Origin of the sequence: Prevotella sp. tf2-5, from assembly GCF_900115435.1 — a bacterium.
Lineage (GTDB): Bacteria > Bacteroidota > Bacteroidia > Bacteroidales > Bacteroidaceae > Prevotella.
In genome coordinates this window covers 125,821-145,423 of sequence record NZ_FOWK01000001.1, presented here as the reverse complement: position 1 = coordinate 145,423, position 19,603 = coordinate 125,821, and the positions used below count along the sequence as shown (strand labels likewise).

The 19,603-nt window shown below is 46.2% G+C and carries 15 protein-coding genes and 5 tRNA genes; all 20 read left to right on the top strand.

Translation table 11 applies throughout. The features are described 5' to 3' along the window. The first annotated feature begins 99 nt into the window (after positions 1–99). Positions 100–291 carry a 30S ribosomal protein S21 gene (gene rpsU / locus BM257_RS00685; protein WP_092067229.1) on the top strand — a complete coding sequence of 64 codons (192 nt, stop codon included), beginning with the start codon at positions 100–102 and terminating at the stop codon, positions 289–291. Between the two features lie 68 nt (positions 292–359). Beyond that, positions 360–1,247 (top strand): site-specific tyrosine recombinase/integron integrase, encoded by an 888-nt coding sequence (gene xerA / locus BM257_RS00680; protein ID WP_092067227.1) that lies wholly within the window; start codon positions 360–362, stop codon positions 1,245–1,247. A 28-nt stretch (positions 1,248–1,275) separates the two neighbouring features. Continuing rightward, the gene (gene hpf, locus BM257_RS00675; protein WP_092067225.1) at positions 1,276–1,575 is read left to right on the top strand and encodes a ribosome hibernation-promoting factor, HPF/YfiA family; all 300 of its coding nucleotides are present in this window, start codon (positions 1,276–1,278) and stop codon (positions 1,573–1,575) included. 100 nt (positions 1,576–1,675) lie between these two features. Next, positions 1,676–1,749, top strand: a tRNA-Thr gene (locus tag BM257_RS00670). A 67-nt stretch (positions 1,750–1,816) separates the two neighbouring features. After that, a tRNA-Tyr gene (locus tag BM257_RS00665) sits at positions 1,817–1,899 on the top strand. Between the two features lie 20 nt (positions 1,900–1,919). Further along, positions 1,920–1,992: transfer RNA gene (locus tag BM257_RS00660), tRNA-Gly, on the top strand. Positions 1,993–2,000: 8 nt separating this feature from the next. After that, a tRNA-Thr gene (locus BM257_RS00655) sits at positions 2,001–2,072 on the top strand. Positions 2,073–2,132: 60 nt separating this feature from the next. After that, positions 2,133–3,317: an elongation factor Tu gene (gene tuf / locus BM257_RS00650; RefSeq protein WP_092067223.1), complete on the top strand. Its 1,185-nt coding sequence runs from the start codon at positions 2,133–2,135 to the stop codon at positions 3,315–3,317. 100 nt (positions 3,318–3,417) lie between these two features. After that, positions 3,418–3,490, top strand: a tRNA-Trp gene (locus BM257_RS00645). A gap of 16 nt (positions 3,491–3,506) precedes the next feature. After that, positions 3,507–3,704 carry a preprotein translocase subunit SecE gene (secE, locus tag BM257_RS00640; protein WP_092067221.1) on the top strand — a complete coding sequence of 66 codons (198 nt, stop codon included), beginning with the start codon at positions 3,507–3,509 and terminating at the stop codon, positions 3,702–3,704. Positions 3,705–3,721: 17 nt separating this feature from the next. Continuing rightward, entirely contained in the window at positions 3,722–4,267 is a 546-nt protein-coding gene (gene nusG / locus BM257_RS00635) for a transcription termination/antitermination protein NusG (RefSeq protein ID WP_092067219.1), read from the top strand. Between the two features lie 96 nt (positions 4,268–4,363). Continuing rightward, positions 4,364–4,804 (top strand): 50S ribosomal protein L11, encoded by a 441-nt coding sequence (rplK, locus tag BM257_RS00630; RefSeq protein WP_092067217.1) that lies wholly within the window; start codon positions 4,364–4,366, stop codon positions 4,802–4,804. A 21-nt stretch (positions 4,805–4,825) separates the two neighbouring features. Beyond that, the gene (rplA, locus tag BM257_RS00625; RefSeq protein ID WP_092067215.1) at positions 4,826–5,518 is read left to right on the top strand and encodes a 50S ribosomal protein L1; all 693 of its coding nucleotides are present in this window, start codon (positions 4,826–4,828) and stop codon (positions 5,516–5,518) included. 20 nt (positions 5,519–5,538) lie between these two features. Continuing rightward, the gene (rplJ, locus tag BM257_RS00620; RefSeq protein WP_092067213.1) at positions 5,539–6,054 is read left to right on the top strand and encodes a 50S ribosomal protein L10; all 516 of its coding nucleotides are present in this window, start codon (positions 5,539–5,541) and stop codon (positions 6,052–6,054) included. Between the two features lie 48 nt (positions 6,055–6,102). Further along, positions 6,103–6,483 carry a 50S ribosomal protein L7/L12 gene (gene rplL, locus BM257_RS00615; protein ID WP_092067210.1) on the top strand — a complete coding sequence of 127 codons (381 nt, stop codon included), beginning with the start codon at positions 6,103–6,105 and terminating at the stop codon, positions 6,481–6,483. A 133-nt stretch (positions 6,484–6,616) separates the two neighbouring features. Continuing rightward, positions 6,617–10,429 carry a DNA-directed RNA polymerase subunit beta gene (rpoB, locus tag BM257_RS00610; RefSeq protein WP_092067208.1) on the top strand — a complete coding sequence of 1,271 codons (3,813 nt, stop codon included), beginning with the start codon at positions 6,617–6,619 and terminating at the stop codon, positions 10,427–10,429. A 44-nt stretch (positions 10,430–10,473) separates the two neighbouring features. Then, positions 10,474–14,802, top strand: a complete 4,329-nt coding sequence (gene rpoC / locus BM257_RS00605; RefSeq protein WP_092067206.1) for a DNA-directed RNA polymerase subunit beta' — start codon at positions 10,474–10,476, stop codon at positions 14,800–14,802. Positions 14,803–15,009: 207 nt separating this feature from the next. Then, positions 15,010–15,597, top strand: a complete 588-nt coding sequence (locus BM257_RS00600; RefSeq protein WP_143096693.1) for a hypothetical protein — start codon at positions 15,010–15,012, stop codon at positions 15,595–15,597. Positions 15,598–15,600: 3 nt separating this feature from the next. After that, positions 15,601–18,657 carry a glycoside hydrolase family 2 TIM barrel-domain containing protein gene (locus BM257_RS00595; RefSeq protein WP_092067202.1) on the top strand — a complete coding sequence of 1,019 codons (3,057 nt, stop codon included), beginning with the start codon at positions 15,601–15,603 and terminating at the stop codon, positions 18,655–18,657. 600 nt (positions 18,658–19,257) lie between these two features. Then, complete coding sequence (locus BM257_RS15230) at positions 19,258–19,380, top strand: hypothetical protein (protein ID WP_143096713.1); 123 nt, start codon at positions 19,258–19,260, stop codon at positions 19,378–19,380. The last annotated feature ends 223 nt before the right edge of the window (positions 19,381–19,603 follow it).

Below are 19,603 nucleotides of genomic sequence, written 5' to 3'. Positions count from 1 at the left end.
GACAAAAAAACTTGTATAATTCGTAAAATAGTTGTAATTTTGCACCCGCTTAATCGCAAAACAGAAGTTTAACATAAAAAATAAAAAGCAAAAAACGACATGATTATTGTACCAGTAAAGGAAGGCGAGAACATCGAGAAGGCCCTCAAGAAGTTCAAGAGAAAGTTTGAGAAGACAGGTGTGGTAAAAGAACTCCGTCGCCGTCAGCAGTTTGACAAGCCCTCTGTACTGAAGCGCCTGAAGATGGAACACGCTGTTTACGTACAGAAGTTGCGCGCTACTGAAGAGTAAAAAAGTAGCCAAATTATTTGGTAGTTTGAAGAATTCTTTGTAAATTCGTTGCCGAAAAGGTGCAACGGATGAATATGATAGAGAAATTTTTAGACTATCTGCGCTATGAGCGGAATCGCTCTGAACGAACCATAGAATGTTATGAGGAAAGTCTCAGAGATTTCGAGGCGTACTTCAATAAAAGAGAAAGTCAGCTCTCATGGGAGTCGGTAGACTCGGATGTCATCCGTGACTGGATGGAGAGTTTGATGGATAAAGGCGACATGGCATCATCAGTGAATCGTTATCTGAGTGCCGTGCGTTCTTTTTTCCGTTTTGCCTTGTCACGTGGATTGGTAAAACGAGATCCTTCACATATGGTAAAGGGTCCTAAGAAACAAAAGCCGTTGCCACAGTTTGTACGTGAAAATGAAATGGATCGCCTAATTGACATGTCAGAGATGTGGGAGGCGGACTATAAAGGCTCGCGCGCGCGTACCATTATTATTACATTCTATAGTACGGGTGTCCGGCTTGCGGAGTTAATCGGACTAAACACTGCAGACGTGGATTTTGTTTCCCGTCAATTGAAAGTAACGGGAAAACGCAATAAACAGCGGATTATACCTTTTGGCAAAGAGTTGGAGATGGCGCTCCGTAACTATATTGCTTTGCGTAACCAGATTGTGGGTAGTCCGACGGAGCCACTTTTCACCTCGGAGGATGGCAAACGGGTGTCACGTGAACAGGTGTCTGTTCTGGTTAAAAAATATCTATCACAAGTGACAACGATGAAAAAAAGATCGCCCCATGTGTTGCGTCACTCGTTTGCGACAGCCATGTTGAACAACGGGGCTGGGTTAGAGAGCGTTCGTAAACTGTTGGGGCATGAAAGTGTGGCAACGACGGAAATTTATACTCATACGACGTTTGAACAACTGAAAAATATATATAAGAATGCCCATCCAAGGGCTTAGTATAACCTTATAAAAATAGGAGGTAACTATGGAAATTAAGATTCAGTCAATTCATTTTGACGCTACTGAGAAACTACAGGCGTTCATCGACAAGAAAGTCGCCAAGTTAGAAAAAACCTTTGAGGATATTCAAAAGGTGGATGTGCAATGCAAGGTGGTAAAACCTGCTACTGCGCAGAATAAGGAAGTAAGCATGACCGTTACGGTGCCTGGCTCCACCTTATTCGTGGAGAAGACTAGTGATACTTTTGAAGAGAGTACTGACCTTTGTGTGGATTCTATGAAGGTGCAATTGCAGAAATACAAGGAAAAATTGCGCAATAGATAAAAAAAACTCTGAAAAGTTTTGGTAATTCGAAAATAATGCCTACCTTTGCATCCGCTTTCCGACATTTCACAACTTGTTCGGGGGGCGGATGCTTAGTGAAGCCTCTTTAGCTCAGTTGGCCAGAGCACGTGATTTGTAATCTCGGGGTCGTTGGTTCGAATCCGACAAGAGGCTCGAAAGAGCCTAGGATAGATGAAGCCAATTGTCTTAAGGCTCACAAAGGGTAAAGAGAAAACGTATTGGGTGGTTTCCAGAGCGGCCAAATGGGGCAGACTGTAAATCTGTTGTCTTTCGACTTCGGTGGTTCGAATCCATCACCACCCACTTCCAGAAAAGGAAGTAATGCGGAAATAGCTCAGTTGATAGAGCACTAGCCTTCCAAGCTGGGGGTCGCGGGTTTGAGCCCCGTTTTCCGCTCTAACCTCGCTGTTATAGCTCAGTGGTAGAGCACTTCCTTGGTAAGGAAGAGGTCCCGAGTTCAAGTCTCGGTAACAGCTCTTTAAAGAAATGTGGATTTAAATCGATCATTCATTTATAAATTATAACAAAGAAAAGCTATGGCTAAAGAGAATTTTGTGCGCACCAAACCGCACGTAAACATTGGTACAATTGGTCACGTTGACCATGGTAAGACAACTCTGACTGCTGCTATCACTACCGTTTTGGCTAAGCAGGGTCTTTCTGAGGTTAAGTCTTTCGACCAGATTGATAATGCTCCTGAGGAGAAGGAGCGTGGTATCACCATTAACACCGCTCACGTTGAGTATGAGACCGCTAAGCGTCACTACGCTCACGTAGACTGTCCGGGACACGCCGACTATGTGAAGAACATGGTAACTGGTGCTGCTCAGATGGACGGTGCAATCCTTGTTGTTGCTGCTACTGATGGTCCTATGCCTCAGACTCGTGAGCACGTCCTGCTCGCTCGTCAGGTAAACGTTCCCCGTCTGGTTGTATTCCTGAACAAGTGCGATATGGTTGATGATGAGGAGATGCTGGAGCTCGTTGAGATGGAGGTTCAGGAGATTCTCGCTCAGTATGAGTTCGAGGATGATACTCCTATCATTCGTGGTTCTGCCCTCGGTGCACTGAATGGTGTTGAGAAGTGGGAGCAGAAGGTGATGGAGCTGATGGATACTTGTGACACATGGATTCAGGAGCCTCCTCGCGCAACTGACAAACCTTTCTTGATGCCTGTTGAGGACGTATTCTCTATCACTGGTCGTGGTACTGTTGCTACTGGTCGTATCGAGACTGGTGTTATCCACGTAGGTGACGAGGTTGAGCTGCTCGGTCTCGGTGAGGATAAGAAGTCTGTTGTTACTGGCGTTGAGATGTTCCGTAAGATCCTTGACGAGGGTCAGGCTGGTGATAACGTTGGTCTGCTGCTCCGTGGTATCGATAAGAACGAGATCAAGCGTGGTATGGTCCTCTGCCATCCCGGACAGATCAAACCTTTCAAGAAGTTCAAGGCTTCTATCTATGTACTGAAGAAGGAAGAGGGTGGACGTCACACTCCATTCGGAAACAAGTATCGTCCTCAGTTCTATCTCCGTACAATGGACTGCACCGGTGAGATCACTCTGCCTGCTGGCGTTGAGATGGTAATGCCTGGTGATAACGTAGAGATTACCGTTGAGTTGATCTACGCTGTAGCCCTGAACCCAGGTCTCCGCTTCGCTATCCGTGAGGGTGGTCGTACGGTAGGTTCTGGTCAGATTACAGAGGTTTACGAGGATTAATCTCTTAATAGGTATTTTTCCTGTAGTCACTGTAGTTTTACTATAGTTTCTATTGAGAAAATAATAATCCAAGCCCCCGCTTTTGGGTGGGGGCTTACTTACGGGAATAGCTCAGTTGGTAGAGCATCGGTCTCCAAAACCGAGGGTCGTGGGTTCGAGTCCTCCTTCCCGTGCTAAAAAGGTAAAGATATGAATATCGTAAAGACATTTTTTAATTATTGCAAGGCATGTTATGAAGAACTTGCCCATAAGACGACATGGCCGACTCGCAAGGAATTGACACAAAGTGCTGTACTTGTGCTTTCGGCTTCTCTTATCATTGCAGTAGTGGTATGGCTGATGGATGTTGTATTCAAAGCAGTCATGAGTTCAATTTATCCCAACTAAACGTTAGAAGGAAAAAGATGTCAGAGACAAGTATGAAATGGTACGTGCTGCGTGCTGTTAGTGGAAAAGAAAGCAAGGTGAAGGAATTCATTGAAGCTGCTAAGAAGCACAATGATGTTCTTGAATCTCATGTGGGTGATGTCTTGCTCCCTACAGAGAAATATGCTATGCTCCGTAACGGCAAACGTGTCATTAAGGAGAAGCTCTTCTTGCCAGGCTATGTACTTGTTCAAGCTAATCTGCAAGGAGAAGTCGCACATATGCTTCGCTTTATTCCTAACGTACTCGGTTTCCTAGGAGGTATGGATAACCCTCAAGTCGTTCGCCAGTCAGAGATAAACCGTATACTTGGTACTGCTGAGGAAACTACTATTGAGAGTGCGGAAATTAATATCCCGTATACTGTTGATGAAACAGTGAAGGTTATAGATGGTCCGTTCAGCGGTTTCAGTGGTGTCATTGAAGAGGTGAACTCTGAAAAACGTAAGTTGAAAGTAATGGTAAAGATTTTCGGACGCAAGACTCCTTTGGAGTTGGCGTTCACACAAGTAGAGAAAGAATAAGGTGTAAGTTACGGTATGCCTGTTCTATATATACGGTTGCAGGAGGCTTCCACTCCCAAGACTTATATAAAGAATCAAAATTAATTATTTACAGAAATGGCTAAAGAAGTTGCTGGATTAATCAAATTGCAGATTAAAGGTGGCGCTGCGAATCCCTCCCCCCCTGTAGGACCTGCTCTTGGTTCTAAGGGTATTAATATCATGGGATTCTGCAAAGAGTTCAACGCCAGAACCCAGGACAAGGCAGGAAAAGTATTGCCAGTCGTTATCACTTACTATGCAGACAAGTCTTTTAGCTTCGTTATTAAGACTCCTCCCGCTGCTATTCAGTTGATGGAGGCTGCAAAGGTTAAGAGTGGCTCTGCTCAGCCTAATCGTAAGAAGGTTGCTTCTGTTACCTGGGATCAGGTGCGTGCAATCGCTGAGGATAAGATGAGCGACTTGAACTGCTTCACCGTGGAGTCGGCTATGAAATTGGTTGCCGGTACAGCAAGAAGTATGGGTATCACTGTAAAAGGGGACTTCCCTGGTAAATAACAAATAACTTCAATTAAAACGATGAGTAAACTGACAAAAAATCAAAAGTTGGTAGCTGATAAGGTTGAAGCAGGGAAAGCATACTCTTTGAAGGAAGCCGCACAGTTGGTGAAAGATATCACCACGACAAAGTTTGAGGCTTCTCTTGATATCGATGTACGCTTGGGTGTAGACCCGCGTAAAGCTAACCAGATGGTTCGTGGCGTAGTATCGTTACCGAATGGTACTGGTAAAGTGACACGCGTGCTCGCTCTCTGTACTCCCGACCAGGAAGCTGCTGCTAAGGAAGCAGGTGCCGACTATGTTGGTCTTGACGAGTATATCAACAAGATCAAGGGCGGTTGGACTGATGTTGATGTTATCATTACAATGCCCTCTTGCATGGGTAAGCTCGGTCCTTTGGGACGTGTGCTTGGTCCTCGTGGACTGATGCCTAATCCGAAGAGCGGTACTGTGACTATGGACGTTGCTAAGGCAGTTAAAGAGGTAAAGCAGGGTAAGATAGACTTTAAGGTTGACAAGGCTGGTATTGTGCACACGTCAATCGGTAAGGTGACTTTCACTGCAGATCAGATTTATGAGAATGCTAAGGAGTTTATTCAGACTATCATTAAGCTGAAGCCTGCTGCTGCCAAGGGTACATACATTAAGAGTATCTTTATCTCAAGCACGATGAGTGCAGGTATTAAGGTAGATCCTAAATCAGTTGAATAACTCCATAAAAGTTTAGTAAAATGAAAAAGGAAGTAAAAGATACTATTATTGTAGAACTTGGAGAAAAACTGAAGGAGTATCCTCATTTTTATCTGGTAGATGTTACTGGATTGAATGCTGAGAAGACGAGTGATCTTCGTCGTAAGTGCTTCAAGAATGAGATAAAGATGGTTGTTGTGAAGAATAAACTTCTCCACAAGGCTTTCGAGGCTTCTGAGATGGATTTCGAACCACTTTATGGCTGCTTGAAAGGAAATACAGCTTTGATGTTCACTCATCAGGCCAATGTTCCTGCTAAGTTGCTCAAGGAATATAAGAAAGAAGGTATCCCCGCCCTGAAGGCTGCTTATGCAGAGGAAGGATTCTTTGTAGGTGCCGACAAACTTGAGGAGCTCGTTGCAATCAAGAGCAAGAACGAACTTATTGCTGATGTTGTGGCATTGCTGCAGTCTCCTATCAAGACTGTTGTATCTGGCTTGAACGCAGGTGGTAAGATCCATGGACTGCTTGACGCTATCGCTGAGCGTAACAAATAAGCGAGAAGTATAACAATTAACATTAAAAACATTAAAATTTTAAATAAAATGGCAGATATTAAAGCTATTGCTGAAGAGTTGGTAAACCTTTCAGTTAAAGAAGTACAAGAGTTAGCTACAGTCCTGAAGGACGAGTATGGAATTGAGCCCGCCGCTGCAGCTGTTGCAGTTGCTGCTGGTCCTGCTGCTGCAGGTGCCGCTGAGGCTGCTGAGGAGAAATCTTCTTTCGATGTAGTTCTGAAGGAAGTAGGTGCTAATAAGCTTCAGGTCGTTAAGGCCGTTAAGGAGGCTTGTGGTCTTGGCTTGAAGGAAGCTAAGGATCTCGTTGATGGTGCTCCTGCTACTATCAAGGAGGGTATGGCAAAGGCAGAGGCTGAGAACCTGAAGAAGGCTATCGAAGAGGCTGGTGCCGTAGTTGAGCTGAAATAATTAAAGCACAACAACAATATGATGGTTGGGAGCTCTCCAGTAGAGGGTTCCCGACCATTTTCTTGTTTTTATTCTAGATAATCTAGATGTTCTAGAGTGTCTAGAGAGTCTAGGACAATATTAATTTGAATATATGGCTTCAAAAGTAGTTGATAACAGAGTAAACTTTGGCAGCGTCAAGAATCCGATGCCGTTCCCGGATTTTCTCGATGTGCAATTAAAGTCATTCAAAGACTTCCTGCAGTTGGATACGCCACCTGAGGAACGCAAGAATGACGGTTTGTATAAGGTGTTCGCAGAGAACTTCCCTATCACCGATACACGTAATAATTTCGTTCTTGAGTTCTTGGATTACTATATTGATCCGCCACGCTATACTATTGACGAGTGTCTTGAGCGTGGTCTGACCTATAGTGTACCTTTGAAGGCAAAGTTGAAACTTTATTGTACGGATCCTGATCATGAGGATTTTGGTACTGTGATTCAGGATGTGTTCCTGGGCCCGATTCCTTACATGACTTCAAATGGAACCTTTGTTATCAATGGTGCTGAGCGTGTTGTCGTGTCTCAGTTGCATCGTTCTCCAGGTGTGTTCTTTGGTCAGAACGTTCATGCTAATGGTACCTTATTGTATAGTGCCCGTATTATTCCCTTCAAGGGTTCTTGGATTGAGTTCGCTACTGATATCAACAATGTCATGTACGCTTATATCGATCGTAAGAAGAAGTTGCCTGTAACTACTTTGCTTCGCGCTATCGGTTACGAGAATGATAAAGATATTCTTGAGATCTTTGAGTTAGCTGAGGAAGTGAAAGTTAATAAGACTGCTCTGAAGAAAGCCTTAGGCCGTAAATTGGCAGCTCGTGTATTGAAGAGTTGGAATGAGGACTTTGTAGATGAGGATACCGGCGAGGTAGTGTCTATTGAGCGTAATGAGGTAATCATGGATCGTGAGACAGAGATTACAGAGGATAATATGAATGACATCCTGGAAAGCGGTGCTCAAACAATCCTAGTACACAAGGATGAGTCTGTGGCTCAGGATTATTCTATCATTTTTAATACCTTACAGAAAGATCCCAGTAACTCTGAGAAAGAAGCCGTATTGTATATCTATCGTCAGTTGCGTAACGCTGATCCTGCCGATGACGCTAGTGCTCGTGAGGTTATTCAGAACTTATTCTTCTCAGACAAGCGCTATGATTTAGGCGATGTGGGTCGTTACAGAATCAACAAAAAACTGGGTCTAAACACCGAGATGGATATTCGCGTGTTGACGAAAGAGGATATCATTGAGATTATCAAGTATCTGATACAATTGGTAAATTCCAAGGCTACCGTTGATGATATTGATCACCTTTCCAACCGTCGTGTCCGTACAGTCGGTGAGCAGTTGAGCAACCAGTTCTCTATTGGTCTTGCCCGTATGAGCCGTACCATCCGTGAACGCATGAATGTTCGTGATAACGAAGTGTTCACTCCTACGGATTTGATTAATGCCAAGACTATTTCTAGTGTTATTAACTCGTTCTTTGGAACCAATCCGTTGTCGCAGTTCATGGATCAGACGAACCCTCTTGCCGAGGTGACACACAAGCGTCGTCTCTCTGCCTTAGGTCCTGGCGGTCTGTCTCGTGAGCGTGCCGGTTTCGAGGTTCGTGACGTACACTATACCCACTATGGGCGTCTTTGCCCGATTGAAAGCCCTGAAGGTCCTAATATCGGTCTGATTTCGTCTCTTTGTGTATATGCGAAAATCAATGAGCTTGGTTTCATCGAAACTCCTTACCGTAAGGTGGAGAATGGTGTAGCTAATCTTAATAATGATGATATTGTCTATCTGACTGCAGAGGAAGAAGAAAGTCACGTTATCGGTCAGGGAAATGCTCCTCTCCGTGATGACGGTACATTTATCCGTCCCGTGGTCAAGTGTCGCCAGGATGCAGACTTCCCTGTTGTTCCACCAACTGATGTCGACCTGATTGACGTATCTCCACAGCAGATAGCGTCTATTGCCGCATCTCTTATTCCTTTCTTGGAGCATGATGATGCTCACCGTGCTCTGATGGGATCTAACATGATGCGTCAGGCAGTACCTTTGCTTCACAATGAGGCTCCTATTGTTGGAACGGGTATTGAGAAGCAGGTATGTGAGGATTCTCGTACCATGATTACTGCAGAGGGTGATGGTGTGATTGACTATGTTGATGCTACAACGATTCGTATACTGTACGATCGTACAGAGGACGAGGAGTTTGTCAGCTTTGAGCCTGCCTTGAAAGAATATCGTATTCCTAAGTTCCGTCGTACTAATCAGAATATGACCATTGACCTTCGTCCTATCTGTGAGAAAGGTCAGCGTGTGAAGATGGGTGATATCCTGACGGAAGGTTATGCTACTGAGAATGGCGAGCTTGCATTGGGTCGTAATCTTCTCGTGGCATACATGCCTTGGAAGGGATATAACTATGAGGATGCTATAGTGCTCAATGAGCGTATTGTCCGAGAAGATATCCTAACCTCAGTCCATGTGGATGAGTACTCTCTGGATGTCCGTGAGACAAAACGTGGTGCTGAGGAATTTACCGCTGATATTCCGAATGTCAGTGAGGAAGCCACTAAGGATCTCGATGAAAATGGTGTCATTCGTGTTGGTGCCCGTGTGGAACCTGGTGACATTCTTATTGGTAAGATATCTCCTAAGGGAGAAAGTGATCCCTCTCCAGAAGAGAAACTGCTTCGTGCTATCTTTGGTGACAAGGCTGGTGATGTGAAAGACTCTTCACTGAAGGCAAATCCTTCACTTTCTGGTGTCATCATCGATAAAAAACTCTTCACTCGAGCAACCAAGACTCGTGCCACCAAGCAACAGGATAAGATTCTTCTTGCCAAGATAGATGAGGAACATGAGGCTAAGATAGAGGATTTGAAGGATATCTTAGTAGAGAAACTAATCACATTGACGAAGGGTAAGACCTCACAAGGTGTGAAGGATTATACAGGTTCTGAGATTATCTCCAAGGGAAGTAAATTTACTGTTGCGGCTTTGAAGAACCTTGAGTATGGTGATATCCAGATCAGCAACTGGACCAATGACGAGCACAAAAATCAGCTTATCGCCCAGTTGATTATCAATTATATGAAGAAGTTCAAACTGCTAGATGCCGAGATGAAGCGTAAGAAGTTTGCCATTACCATTGGTGATGAGTTACCTTCTGGTATCCTGCAGATGGCAAAGGTATATGTTGCCAAGAAACGTAAGATTGGTGTAGGTGATAAGCTTGCCGGTCGTCATGGTAACAAGGGTATCGTCTCTAAGGTTGTTCGTCAGGAGGATATGCCTTTCCTCGAGGATGGTCGTCCTGTAGACTTAGTACTTAACCCATTGGGTGTACCTTCTCGTATGAATCTCGGTCAGATATTCGAGGCTATCCTAGGTGCAGCAGGTAAGCGTCTTGGTGTGAAGTTCTCAACACCAATCTTTGATGGTGCGAAACTTGATGATCTCGCTGAGTGGACGGATAAAGCTGGTCTTCCTCGCCTCTGTTCTACACACTTGTATGATGGTGAGACTGGTGAGCAGTTTGACCAGCCAGCAACAGTAGGTATTACTTATTTCTTGAAGCTCGGTCATATGGTTGAGGACAAGATGCATGCTCGTTCTATCGGTCCGTACAGCTTGATTACTCAGCAGCCACTTGGTGGTAAAGCACAATTTGGTGGTCAGCGTTTCGGAGAGATGGAGGTCTGGGCTTTGGAGGCCTTCGGTGCCAGCCATGTCCTGCAAGAGATTCTGACCATTAAGTCTGATGATGTCGTTGGTCGTTCAAAGGCTTACGAGGCAATCGTGAAAGGCGAGCCTATGCCAACACCAGGTATTCCTGAGTCACTCAATGTGCTTTTGCATGAGTTGAAGGGTCTTGGTCTCAGTATTAAGATGGACTAATCAGAGAATTAAAAGGTTAAAGATTAAAGATTAAAGATTGAAATATGGCTTTCAAGAAAGATACAAAGATAAAGAGTAATTTTACCAAGATTACTATTGGTCTGGCTTCACCGGAGGAGATCCTCGAGAACTCTTGTGGTGAGGTGACCAAGCCTGAGACCATCAATTATCGTACTTACAAACCTGAGCGTGACGGTCTGTTTTGCGAGCGCATCTTTGGTCCGACAAAGGACTATGAGTGTGCTTGTGGTAAGTACAAGCGTATCCGTTATAAGGGTATTGTATGCGATCGTTGTGGCGTTGAGGTGACAGAGAAGAAGGTGCGTCGTGAGCGTACAGGTCATATTGAGCTTGTGGTTCCTGTGGCTCATATTTGGTATTTCCGCAGCCTTCCTAATAAAATCGGTTATCTACTCGGTCTTCCTACCAAGAAACTCGATGCGATTATCTATTATGAGCGTTACGTGGTGATTCAGCCAGGTGCTATGGCAGGTAAGAAAGATGCTGATGGTAATGATGCCATTGGTTCAAATATGTATGACCTGCTGTCAGAGGAGGAGTATAATGATATCGTAGATAACAAGATTTCTCCCGAGAATGATTATCTTGACGACAGCGATCCTAATAAGTTCATTGCTAAGATGGGGGCTGAGGCAATTTATGACCTCCTGATTCGTCTTGACCTTGACTCTCTGTCCTATGAGTTGCGTGACCGTGCCAATAGTGACTCTTCCATGCAGCGGAAGAATGAGGCATTGAAGCGCCTTCAGGTGGTTGAGGCTTTCCGTTCCAGTGTGGAGAAAGGTATTAACCGCCCAGAGTGGATGATCATGAAGATTATTCCTGTGACTCCTCCTGAGTTGCGCCCGTTGGTACCGCTGGATGGTGGTCGTTTTGCCACTTCCGACCTGAATGACCTCTATCGTCGTGTTATTATCCGTAACAACCGTCTGAAGAGACTGATGGAGATCAAAGCTCCAGAGGTCATTCTCCGCAACGAGAAACGTATGTTGCAGGAGGCTGTAGACTCGTTGTTCGATAACAGTCGTAAGTCCAGTGCTGTCAAGAGTGAGAGCAACCGTCCGTTGAAGTCACTCTCTGACTCTTTGAAAGGTAAACAAGGACGTTTCCGTCAGAACTTGCTTGGTAAGCGTGTTGACTACTCAGCTCGTTCGGTTATCGTCGTAGGTCCTGAGCTGAAGATGGGTGAGTGTGGTCTGCCGAAACTGATGGCTGCCGAGCTCTACAAACCGTTTATCATCCGTAAGCTCATTGAGCGTGGTATCGTGAAAACGGTGAAGTCCGCAAAGAAGATTGTGGATCGTCGTGAACCGATTATCTGGGATATTCTGGAGAATGTGATGAAAGGACACCCTGTACTCCTTAACCGTGCACCAACGCTGCACCGTCTGGGTATTCAGGCATTCCAACCTAAATTGATTGAGGGTAAGGCTATCCAGTTGCATCCGCTTGCCTGTACGGCTTTCAATGCTGACTTTGATGGTGACCAGATGGCTGTGCACCTCCCATTGAGCAATGAAGCTATTCTTGAGGCTCAGATCCTGATGCTTCAGAGTCATAATATTCTGAATCCAGCCAATGGTGCTCCTATCACCGTTCCTTCACAGGATATGGTGCTTGGACTCTACTATATCTCCAAGATTCGTCCGGGAGCTAAGGGCGAGGGACTGACTTTCTATGGTCCTGAAGAAGCTATCATTGCCCATAATGAGGGTAAGTGTGACTTACATGCTCAGGTGAAGGTGATGGTTGATGATATTGTAGATGGCAAACCTGTCCGTCACATGGTGGAGACTTCTGTAGGTCGTGTCATCGTGAATGGTATCATCCCGAAGGAGGTAGGTTATGTCAATCGTATTATCTCTAAGAAGAGCCTGCGTGACATCATTGCAGATGTTATCAAGAATGTAGGTTTCGCAGAGGCTTGTGAGTTCCTTGATGGTATCAAGAACCTTGGTTATCGTATGGCTTACGAGGCTGGCTTGTCGTTCAACCTTGACGACATCATCATTCCAGAGTCTAAGAAGGCTCTGGTGGAGAAAGGTAACGCAGAGGTACAGCAGATTACCGAAAATTACAACATGGGATTCATCACGGACAACGAGCGTTATAATCAGGTCATTGATACCTGGACGCATATCAACAACGATCTCGGCAATGTGCTGATGAAGGAGATGACAGAGGCAGACCAGGGCTTCAATGCTGTATTCATGATGCTTGACTCTGGTGCCCGTGGTAGTAAGGACCAGATCCGCCAGCTCTCTGGTATGCGTGGACTGATGGCTAAGCCTCAGAAAGCAGGTGCCGAGGGTGCCCAGATTATTGAGAACCCTATTCTGTCTAACTTCAAGGAGGGTATGTCAGTGTTGGAGTACTTTATCTCTACGCACGGTGCCCGTAAGGGTCTTGCCGATACTGCCATGAAGACAGCTGATGCTGGTTATCTGACTCGTCGTCTGGTGGATGTCTCACATGACGTGATTATCACGGAAGAAGACTGTGGAACACTCCGTGGATTGGTTTGCACTGCCCTTAAGAATGGCGATGAGACCATTTCCACCTTGTATGAGCGTATCTTGGGTCGTGTCTCTGTACATGATATTATCCATCCTTCTACTGGTGAACTGATTGTAGCTGCTGGTGAGGAGATCACAGAACCTATTGCACAGGCTATTGAGGACTCCCCAATTGAGAGTGTCGAGATTCGTTCCGTACTTACCTGTGAGTCGAAGCATGGTGTCTGCCGTAAGTGTTATGGACGTAACCTTGCCACACGCCGTATGGTGCAGAAGGGCGAGGCTGTCGGTGTGATTGCCGCACAAGCTATTGGTGAGCCAGGTACTCAGTTGACACTTCGTACGTTCCATGCCGGTGGTGTGGCTGCCAATGCTGCAGCGAATGCCAGTATCGTAGCTAAGAACGACTCAGTTCTGGAACTCGAGGAGGTACGTACTGTACCGTTCGACGAGGATGGCCGTGAGTGTGAGATGGTTGTCAGCCGTCTTGGTGAGGCTCGTTTTGTTGATCCGAATACAAAGATTGTTCTCTCTACCGTCAATGTACCTTACGGCTCTTCTCTGTACTTCAAGTCAGGTGATACTGTGAAGAAAGGCGATAAGGTAGCCCAGTGGGATCCTTTCAATGCCGTTATCGTTACGGAATATGCAGGAACCTTGAAGTTCCACGATGTTATCGAGGGTATTACCTTCCGTGCAGAGACTGACGATACAACTGGTTTGACGGAGAAGATTGTCACAGAGTCGAAAGACAAGTCAAAGGTACCTACCTGTGATGTCATCGGTGCTGATGGCGAGATCATCGGAACCTATAACTTCCCAGTAGGTGGTCACGTTGTGGTAGAGGATGGTCAGACAGTCAAGACTGGTGAGACCCTCGTGAAGATTCCGCGTGCCGCAGCCAAGGGTGGTGATATCACCGGAGGTCTGCCCCGTGTCACTGAGTTGTTCGAGGCTCGTAACCCATCCAACCCTGCCATCGTCTCTGAGATTGACGGTGAGGTTACCATGGGTAAGGTTAAGCGTGGTAACCGTGAGATTATCGTTACCTCGAAGACCGGTGAGCAGCGTAAATATCTCGTATCTCTGTCGAAGCAGATTTTGGTACAGGAGCATGATGCCGTCCGTGCAGGTACACCACTCTCTGATGGTGTCATCACGCCTGCCGACATCCTTGCCATCAAGGGTCCGACGGCCGTTCAGGAATACATCGTTAATGAGGTTCAGGACGTATACCGTCTTCAGGGTGTGAAGATCAACGACAAGCACTTTGAGATTATCGTTCGTCAGATGATGCGTAAGGTACAGATCAACGAGCCTGGTGATACATCCTTCCTTGAGCAAGAGATTGTCGACAAGCTCGACTTCGCAGAGGAGAATGACCGTATCTGGGGTAAGAAGGTGGTCATCGATGCTGGTGATTCCGAGAACTTGCAGAAAGGTCAGATCGTCACAGCTCGTAAGTTGCGTGACGAGAACTCGATGCTGAAGCGTCGTGACTTGCGAATCGTTCAGGTGCGTGATGCTGTACCCGCCACTTCTACACAGATCCTGCAGGGTATCACCCGTGCAGCCCTCCAGACTAAGTCGTTCATGTCTGCCGCTTCCTTCCAAGAGACGACGAAGGTGCTCAACGAAGCTGCCATCCGTGGTAAGGTTGATAACCTTGAGGGTATGAAGGAGAATGTGATTGCCGGTCACCTCATTCCAGCTGGTACTGGTCTTCGTGAGTTCGAGAAGATTATCGTCGGCTCAAAGGAGGAGTACGAGCGCATGCAGGCTAACAAGAAGAACGTCATCGACTTTGCTGAGGAAACTGTCCTTGAGGAGAAGTAATTAATACCTATATTTAATAATACCGCTGTTGCAGTAATATGTAACAGCGGTTTTTTTGTTTGTTGTGATGACAAGTGACTGGCAGAGTTGCTTTTTTGATGGCGAGTAAGATTCGTTAAGCGAAGTGAAAAACTCCATTATATTTTGTGGAAATAGAAAAGAATTGCTATCTTTGTCCTTTGATAACCAATAATCAATAATCGAACGATGAAAAAAGTACTTTTAATCATGATGGCGGCATTGGTGGCAGTATCCATGCCTGCCGTGGCACAACAGAAGAAAACAGCTAAGAAACGTACGACAACGACCGTTAAGAAAAAACCGGTCAGTCAGCCAGTGAAGATAGAGATGGACGAGCCTTGTATCGCAGGCGGGGCATTAGCCTTCAACGGCATCCCCATTAATCTGTCGGATGCGGAGATGGCATCGGAATTGAAAAGCCAGGGCTTTACGTTTAAGAAGGACGAGTATGGCAATGGAGGACTCTGGTATGGCAAGGCTTTCGGTGCTGAAGGTAAAGTATGGGTAGGTAAAGATCCTGCCCGTGTGACTTTCACCGAGAAGAAAGAGTATAGCAAGGTCCAAGCCCGCAAACGTGTGATGGCATATAAGGAAGCCTTCGAGGAAGCCTCTGGATGTACCGCCACGGAAAACACCATGGGTTGGAACAGCGACGAGGGCGGTATGGTGAAGATTCCCATCAATTCCAGTTATATTGAGATCAGTTATGCGAATTGTGACGAGGTAGAGTTCAGCAGTAACCTCTTCACAATCAATATTCTTTATCAGGAATAGCCGATGAAAAGAGCTCTGACGACACTGTGGCTGGCAGGAGTGACGATGATAGCTATCGCCCAGCAGCCCACCATGACGGAATGGCATGACCTGCAGGTGAATGAGGTCAACCGCTATCCGATACATACCACTTTCCCCCATGCCAGCATCCTGTCGTTGGATGGCATATGGCATTTTCTATGGGTGGAGCGTGCCGACCAGCGTCCTACGGATTTCTTCCGTACAGACTATGAGGAGAAAGGGTGGACAACGATGCATGTCCCTGGCATGTGGGAACTCAATGGATTTGGTGATCCTGAGTATGTGAATGTAGGCTTTGCCTGGCGTGGGCATTTTAAGAATAATCCACCAGAGGTCCCTGTCAAGGATAATCATGTTGGGTCTTATCGTCGTACGATAACTATTCCTGCTGACTGGACGGGAAAACAGGTGATAGCCCATTTTGGTTCTGTTACCTCGAACATATATTTGTGGGTCAATGGTCAGTATGTTGGCTATGCGGAGGACTCCAAGATAGCTGCGGAATTTGACATCACACCCTATGTGCATGCCGGTGACAATCTCCTTGCCTTTCAGACTTTCCGTTGGTGCGACGGCTCTTACCATGAGGATCAGGACTTCTGGCGATTGAGTGGTGTGGGACGTTCCTGCTATCTTTATGCGCAGGATGCCAAGGAGCACATCCAGGACATTCGTATCACCCCTGATTTAGTAAACAACTATAAGGACGGTACGTTGGAAGTGAAGCTATGGGCTGTCGGTAAGTCTGAGGCACGACTCAGTCTGCTTGACGCTACGGGCAAGGAAATCGTGTCAGAGACAGTCAAGTCATGGCAGGAGTCGCAACCCAAGCAGGGTGGGGTGACTTTGGAGGTTAAGAATCCTCATCAGTGGACGGCAGAGACCCCTTATCTTTATACGCTGAAGGTGGAATATGGCCCTCAGGTCACGACACAAAAGGTGGGTTTCCGCAAAGTAGAAATCAAGAACGCCCAGTTGTTGGTCAATGGACAACCTATATATATAAAAGGTGTCAATCGTCATGAGATGGACCCGGATGGTGGCTATGTGGTCAGTCGTGATCGCATGCTTCAGGATATCCAGTTGATGAAACGCTTCAATATCAATGCGGTGCGTACCTGTCACTATCCAGACGACCCCCTGTGGTACGACCTTTGTGACGAGTATGGTCTCTATTTGGTTGCAGAGGCGAACCAAGAGAGTCATGGTTTCCTTTACCAGAACCCGTCGCCCTCCAAGGATCCTATGTTCAGAAAGCAAATTGTAGAGCGCAACCAGCATAATGTCGCAATGAATTTCAACCACCCCTCCGTCATCATTTGGAGTTTGGGTAATGAGACCGCCAATAGTGAGAACTTTACTGCTGCCCGTCAGTGGATACGCTCACAGGACCAGAGTCGTCCTGTTCAGTATGAGCCGGCAGGAGAAGGTGATAATACCGATATCTTCTGTCCTATGTATATGACGCAATGGCATTGTGAAGGCTATGCGAAGGATAACAGGAAAGAGAAACCCCTTATCCAGTGTGAATACAACCACGTCATGGGAAATTCTGGTGGTGGTATGAAAGAGTACTGGGACTTGGTGCGTAAGTATCCGAAGTTCCAGGGTGGTTTTATCTGGGACTTCGTCGATCAAGGGTTGCATGGCAAGGATGCCGAGGGTCGAGCCATCTATACCTATGGTGGTGACTATAATAACTACGACCCGTCGGACAACAACTTCAACTGTAACGGACTGGTCAGTCCCGATCGTGTGCCAAACCCTCATATGTATGAGACAGGTTATGAGTATCAGAATATATGGACGGAGCCTGTCGATGTCACAAAAGGTCTGTTACGTATTCGTAACGAGTATTTCTTCCGTGGCTTAGACAACTACAGAATGGAGTGGACACTGCTGTGTGATGGAAAGGTGGTGAAGACCGGACAGGTAGAGCAGATCAGTTGTGGTCCACAGGGTACTACAAACGTGACATTGCCGATAGGCAATTGTGAGGGAACAGGAGAGTACCTGCTGAATGTCGATTATAAGTTGAAAACGGCAGAGCCACTGATGGAGGCTGGTCAGACCGTAGCCTTCCAGCAGATGATGGTGAAGGCAGGAACTTGTGCGAAGGAGACAACGACAGGAAAGATCCCCTCCCTCAAGGTAAAGGACAGTAAACGTGACAGTCTGTTGACGATGACCAATGACGCTGTCTTTGTACAATTCAACAAACGTACAGGTTTCTTGGTCGGATATACTGTAAATGGTCAACCACTTCTTGGAGAAGGAGGTACTCTGCGTCCTAACTTCTGGCGTGCCGTCACGGATAATGACATGGGTGGTGACTTCCATAAGAAGAATTTGGTGTGGAAGAAGCCTACGCTGACCCTGACGACATTCGAAGTGGAGAAAGTAAAGAAACCACAGTCGTATGTGCAGGTCACCGCCGGCTATGACATACCAGAGGTGAAAGCCCATCTGACGCTCACCTACCAGATTGATGGTAACGGTACTGTCAAGGTGACCGAGCAACTCATAACGGACAAAGACTCGAAACAGCCAGATATGGCTCGTTTTGGAATGGTGATGCAACAGCCATTCGACATGGACCGCAGTGAGTATTATGGTCGTGGGCCTGTGGAGAACTATAGCGATCGCAAGCTGTCACAGCGTATCGGCATCTATAGCCAGACTGCCGACGAGCAGTTCTATCCCTATGTCCGTCCGCAAGAGACAGGACTGAAGTCGGATGTTCGTTGGTGGAACCAGACGACAGCCCAGGGTAAGGGGGTACGCATAGAGACAGAGGAGCCGTTCTTTGCTTCTGCTCTCCATTATGCCATTGAGGACCTGGACGAGCCAGGACCCAAGAAGGCACAGCGACACTCCCCTCAGGTGCCTAAGTCAAAATACACCAACCTCTGCATAGACGGTGCCCATACTGGTGTCGGCGGCTCAAACAGTTGGAGCGACTGGGGAATGGCATTGTCAAAGTACCGTGTGCCCTGCCAGAACCGTACCTTCACTTTCTGTCTTATCCCTGTAAAATAAGACGTTACTGATAATTATTTTTGACAAAAGTCCTCCGTGGTTTCGCGTAGAATTCACCAAGTCCATAATCGGACTAAAATACGCGAAACTACGGAGGTTATCGTAAAATGCTGTCTGTCAGTTGCTTAGCCGTTTTTGAGGCTTGTTCGCACCCTTAGAAACGTGATAGAAGTGCCTGAAAAGGGGTGTTCCAAGGCTTGGTACACATGTTAGTAGGCGGCACCAACGGGTATGGAAGGCGGTACCTAAAGGGTAAGAAGGTACCGACAAACCCCCTCGAAGGCGGCACCTTCCTCCAAATCCACCTCTTTCACCCTTGTTTTTTGCTTCCTCCAATCCTAGAATGCACAAAAATCCATACATAATTTTCGACAAGTTTTCTTGACAAAAACAGTTGCGGATTACTTCATAACCGTTATCGGAAGCTAAAATGGTTGTTTTATTTGGATATTAAACATATTATGTTTACCTTTGCAGTAGAATCATGTATACATTAATATAATATAGATATGGACAACAATGAGAAGAATCAACAGCAGGGACAACTGCAACTGGAACTGCCACAGGAGGTAGCACAAGTCGAAGTACACCAACCTCTGCATCGACGGTGCACATGCCGGCGTAGGCGGTATCAACAGTTGGAGCGACTGGGGATTTGCCCTGCCTCGCTATCAGGTGCCGTATCAGGACCGTACCTTCACGTTCCGTATCGTTGCCTATTGATGACAGGCATCCGTGTGCATATAGAGGCATAAGGGGACGCAAGTTTTTTGATTCTTCCTTTACTAGAAATAGATTTTTTTTACTAATTTGTTTGTGGTTTTCAGAAATAATCATTATCTTTGCCATTGACTAAGCAAGTCCTAGTGGATTAAATAGACAATTAACGAAGTCCGTGTCTGTGAAAATGGCGCAGCAGCGCTGGACCAAATTAACAAGCGCCAAC

Excerpts from the sequence above, each read along its gene's own strand:
- rpsU (WP_092067229.1), top strand. The coding sequence starts at position 100 with ATGATTATTGTACCAGTAAAGGAAGGCGAGAACATCGAGAAGGCCCTC.
- rplL (WP_092067210.1), top strand. The coding sequence starts at position 6,103 with ATGGCAGATATTAAAGCTATTGCTGAAGAGTTGGTAAACCTTTCAGTT.
- rpoB (WP_092067208.1), top strand. The coding sequence starts at position 6,617 with ATGGCTTCAAAAGTAGTTGATAACAGAGTAAACTTTGGCAGCGTCAAG.
- secE (WP_092067221.1), top strand. The coding sequence starts at position 3,507 with ATGAATATCGTAAAGACATTTTTTAATTATTGCAAGGCATGTTATGAA.
- rplJ (WP_092067213.1), top strand. The coding sequence starts at position 5,539 with ATGAAAAAGGAAGTAAAAGATACTATTATTGTAGAACTTGGAGAAAAA.
- rplK (WP_092067217.1), top strand. The coding sequence starts at position 4,364 with ATGGCTAAAGAAGTTGCTGGATTAATCAAATTGCAGATTAAAGGTGGC.
- rpoC (WP_092067206.1), top strand. The coding sequence starts at position 10,474 with ATGGCTTTCAAGAAAGATACAAAGATAAAGAGTAATTTTACCAAGATT.
- tuf (WP_092067223.1), top strand. The coding sequence starts at position 2,133 with ATGGCTAAAGAGAATTTTGTGCGCACCAAACCGCACGTAAACATTGGT.
- rplA (WP_092067215.1), top strand. The coding sequence starts at position 4,826 with ATGAGTAAACTGACAAAAAATCAAAAGTTGGTAGCTGATAAGGTTGAA.
- xerA (WP_092067227.1), top strand. The coding sequence starts at position 360 with ATGAATATGATAGAGAAATTTTTAGACTATCTGCGCTATGAGCGGAAT.
- hpf (WP_092067225.1), top strand. The coding sequence starts at position 1,276 with ATGGAAATTAAGATTCAGTCAATTCATTTTGACGCTACTGAGAAACTA.
- BM257_RS00600 (WP_143096693.1), top strand. The coding sequence starts at position 15,010 with ATGAAAAAAGTACTTTTAATCATGATGGCGGCATTGGTGGCAGTATCC.
- BM257_RS00595 (WP_092067202.1), top strand. The coding sequence starts at position 15,601 with ATGAAAAGAGCTCTGACGACACTGTGGCTGGCAGGAGTGACGATGATA.
- nusG (WP_092067219.1), top strand. The coding sequence starts at position 3,722 with ATGTCAGAGACAAGTATGAAATGGTACGTGCTGCGTGCTGTTAGTGGA.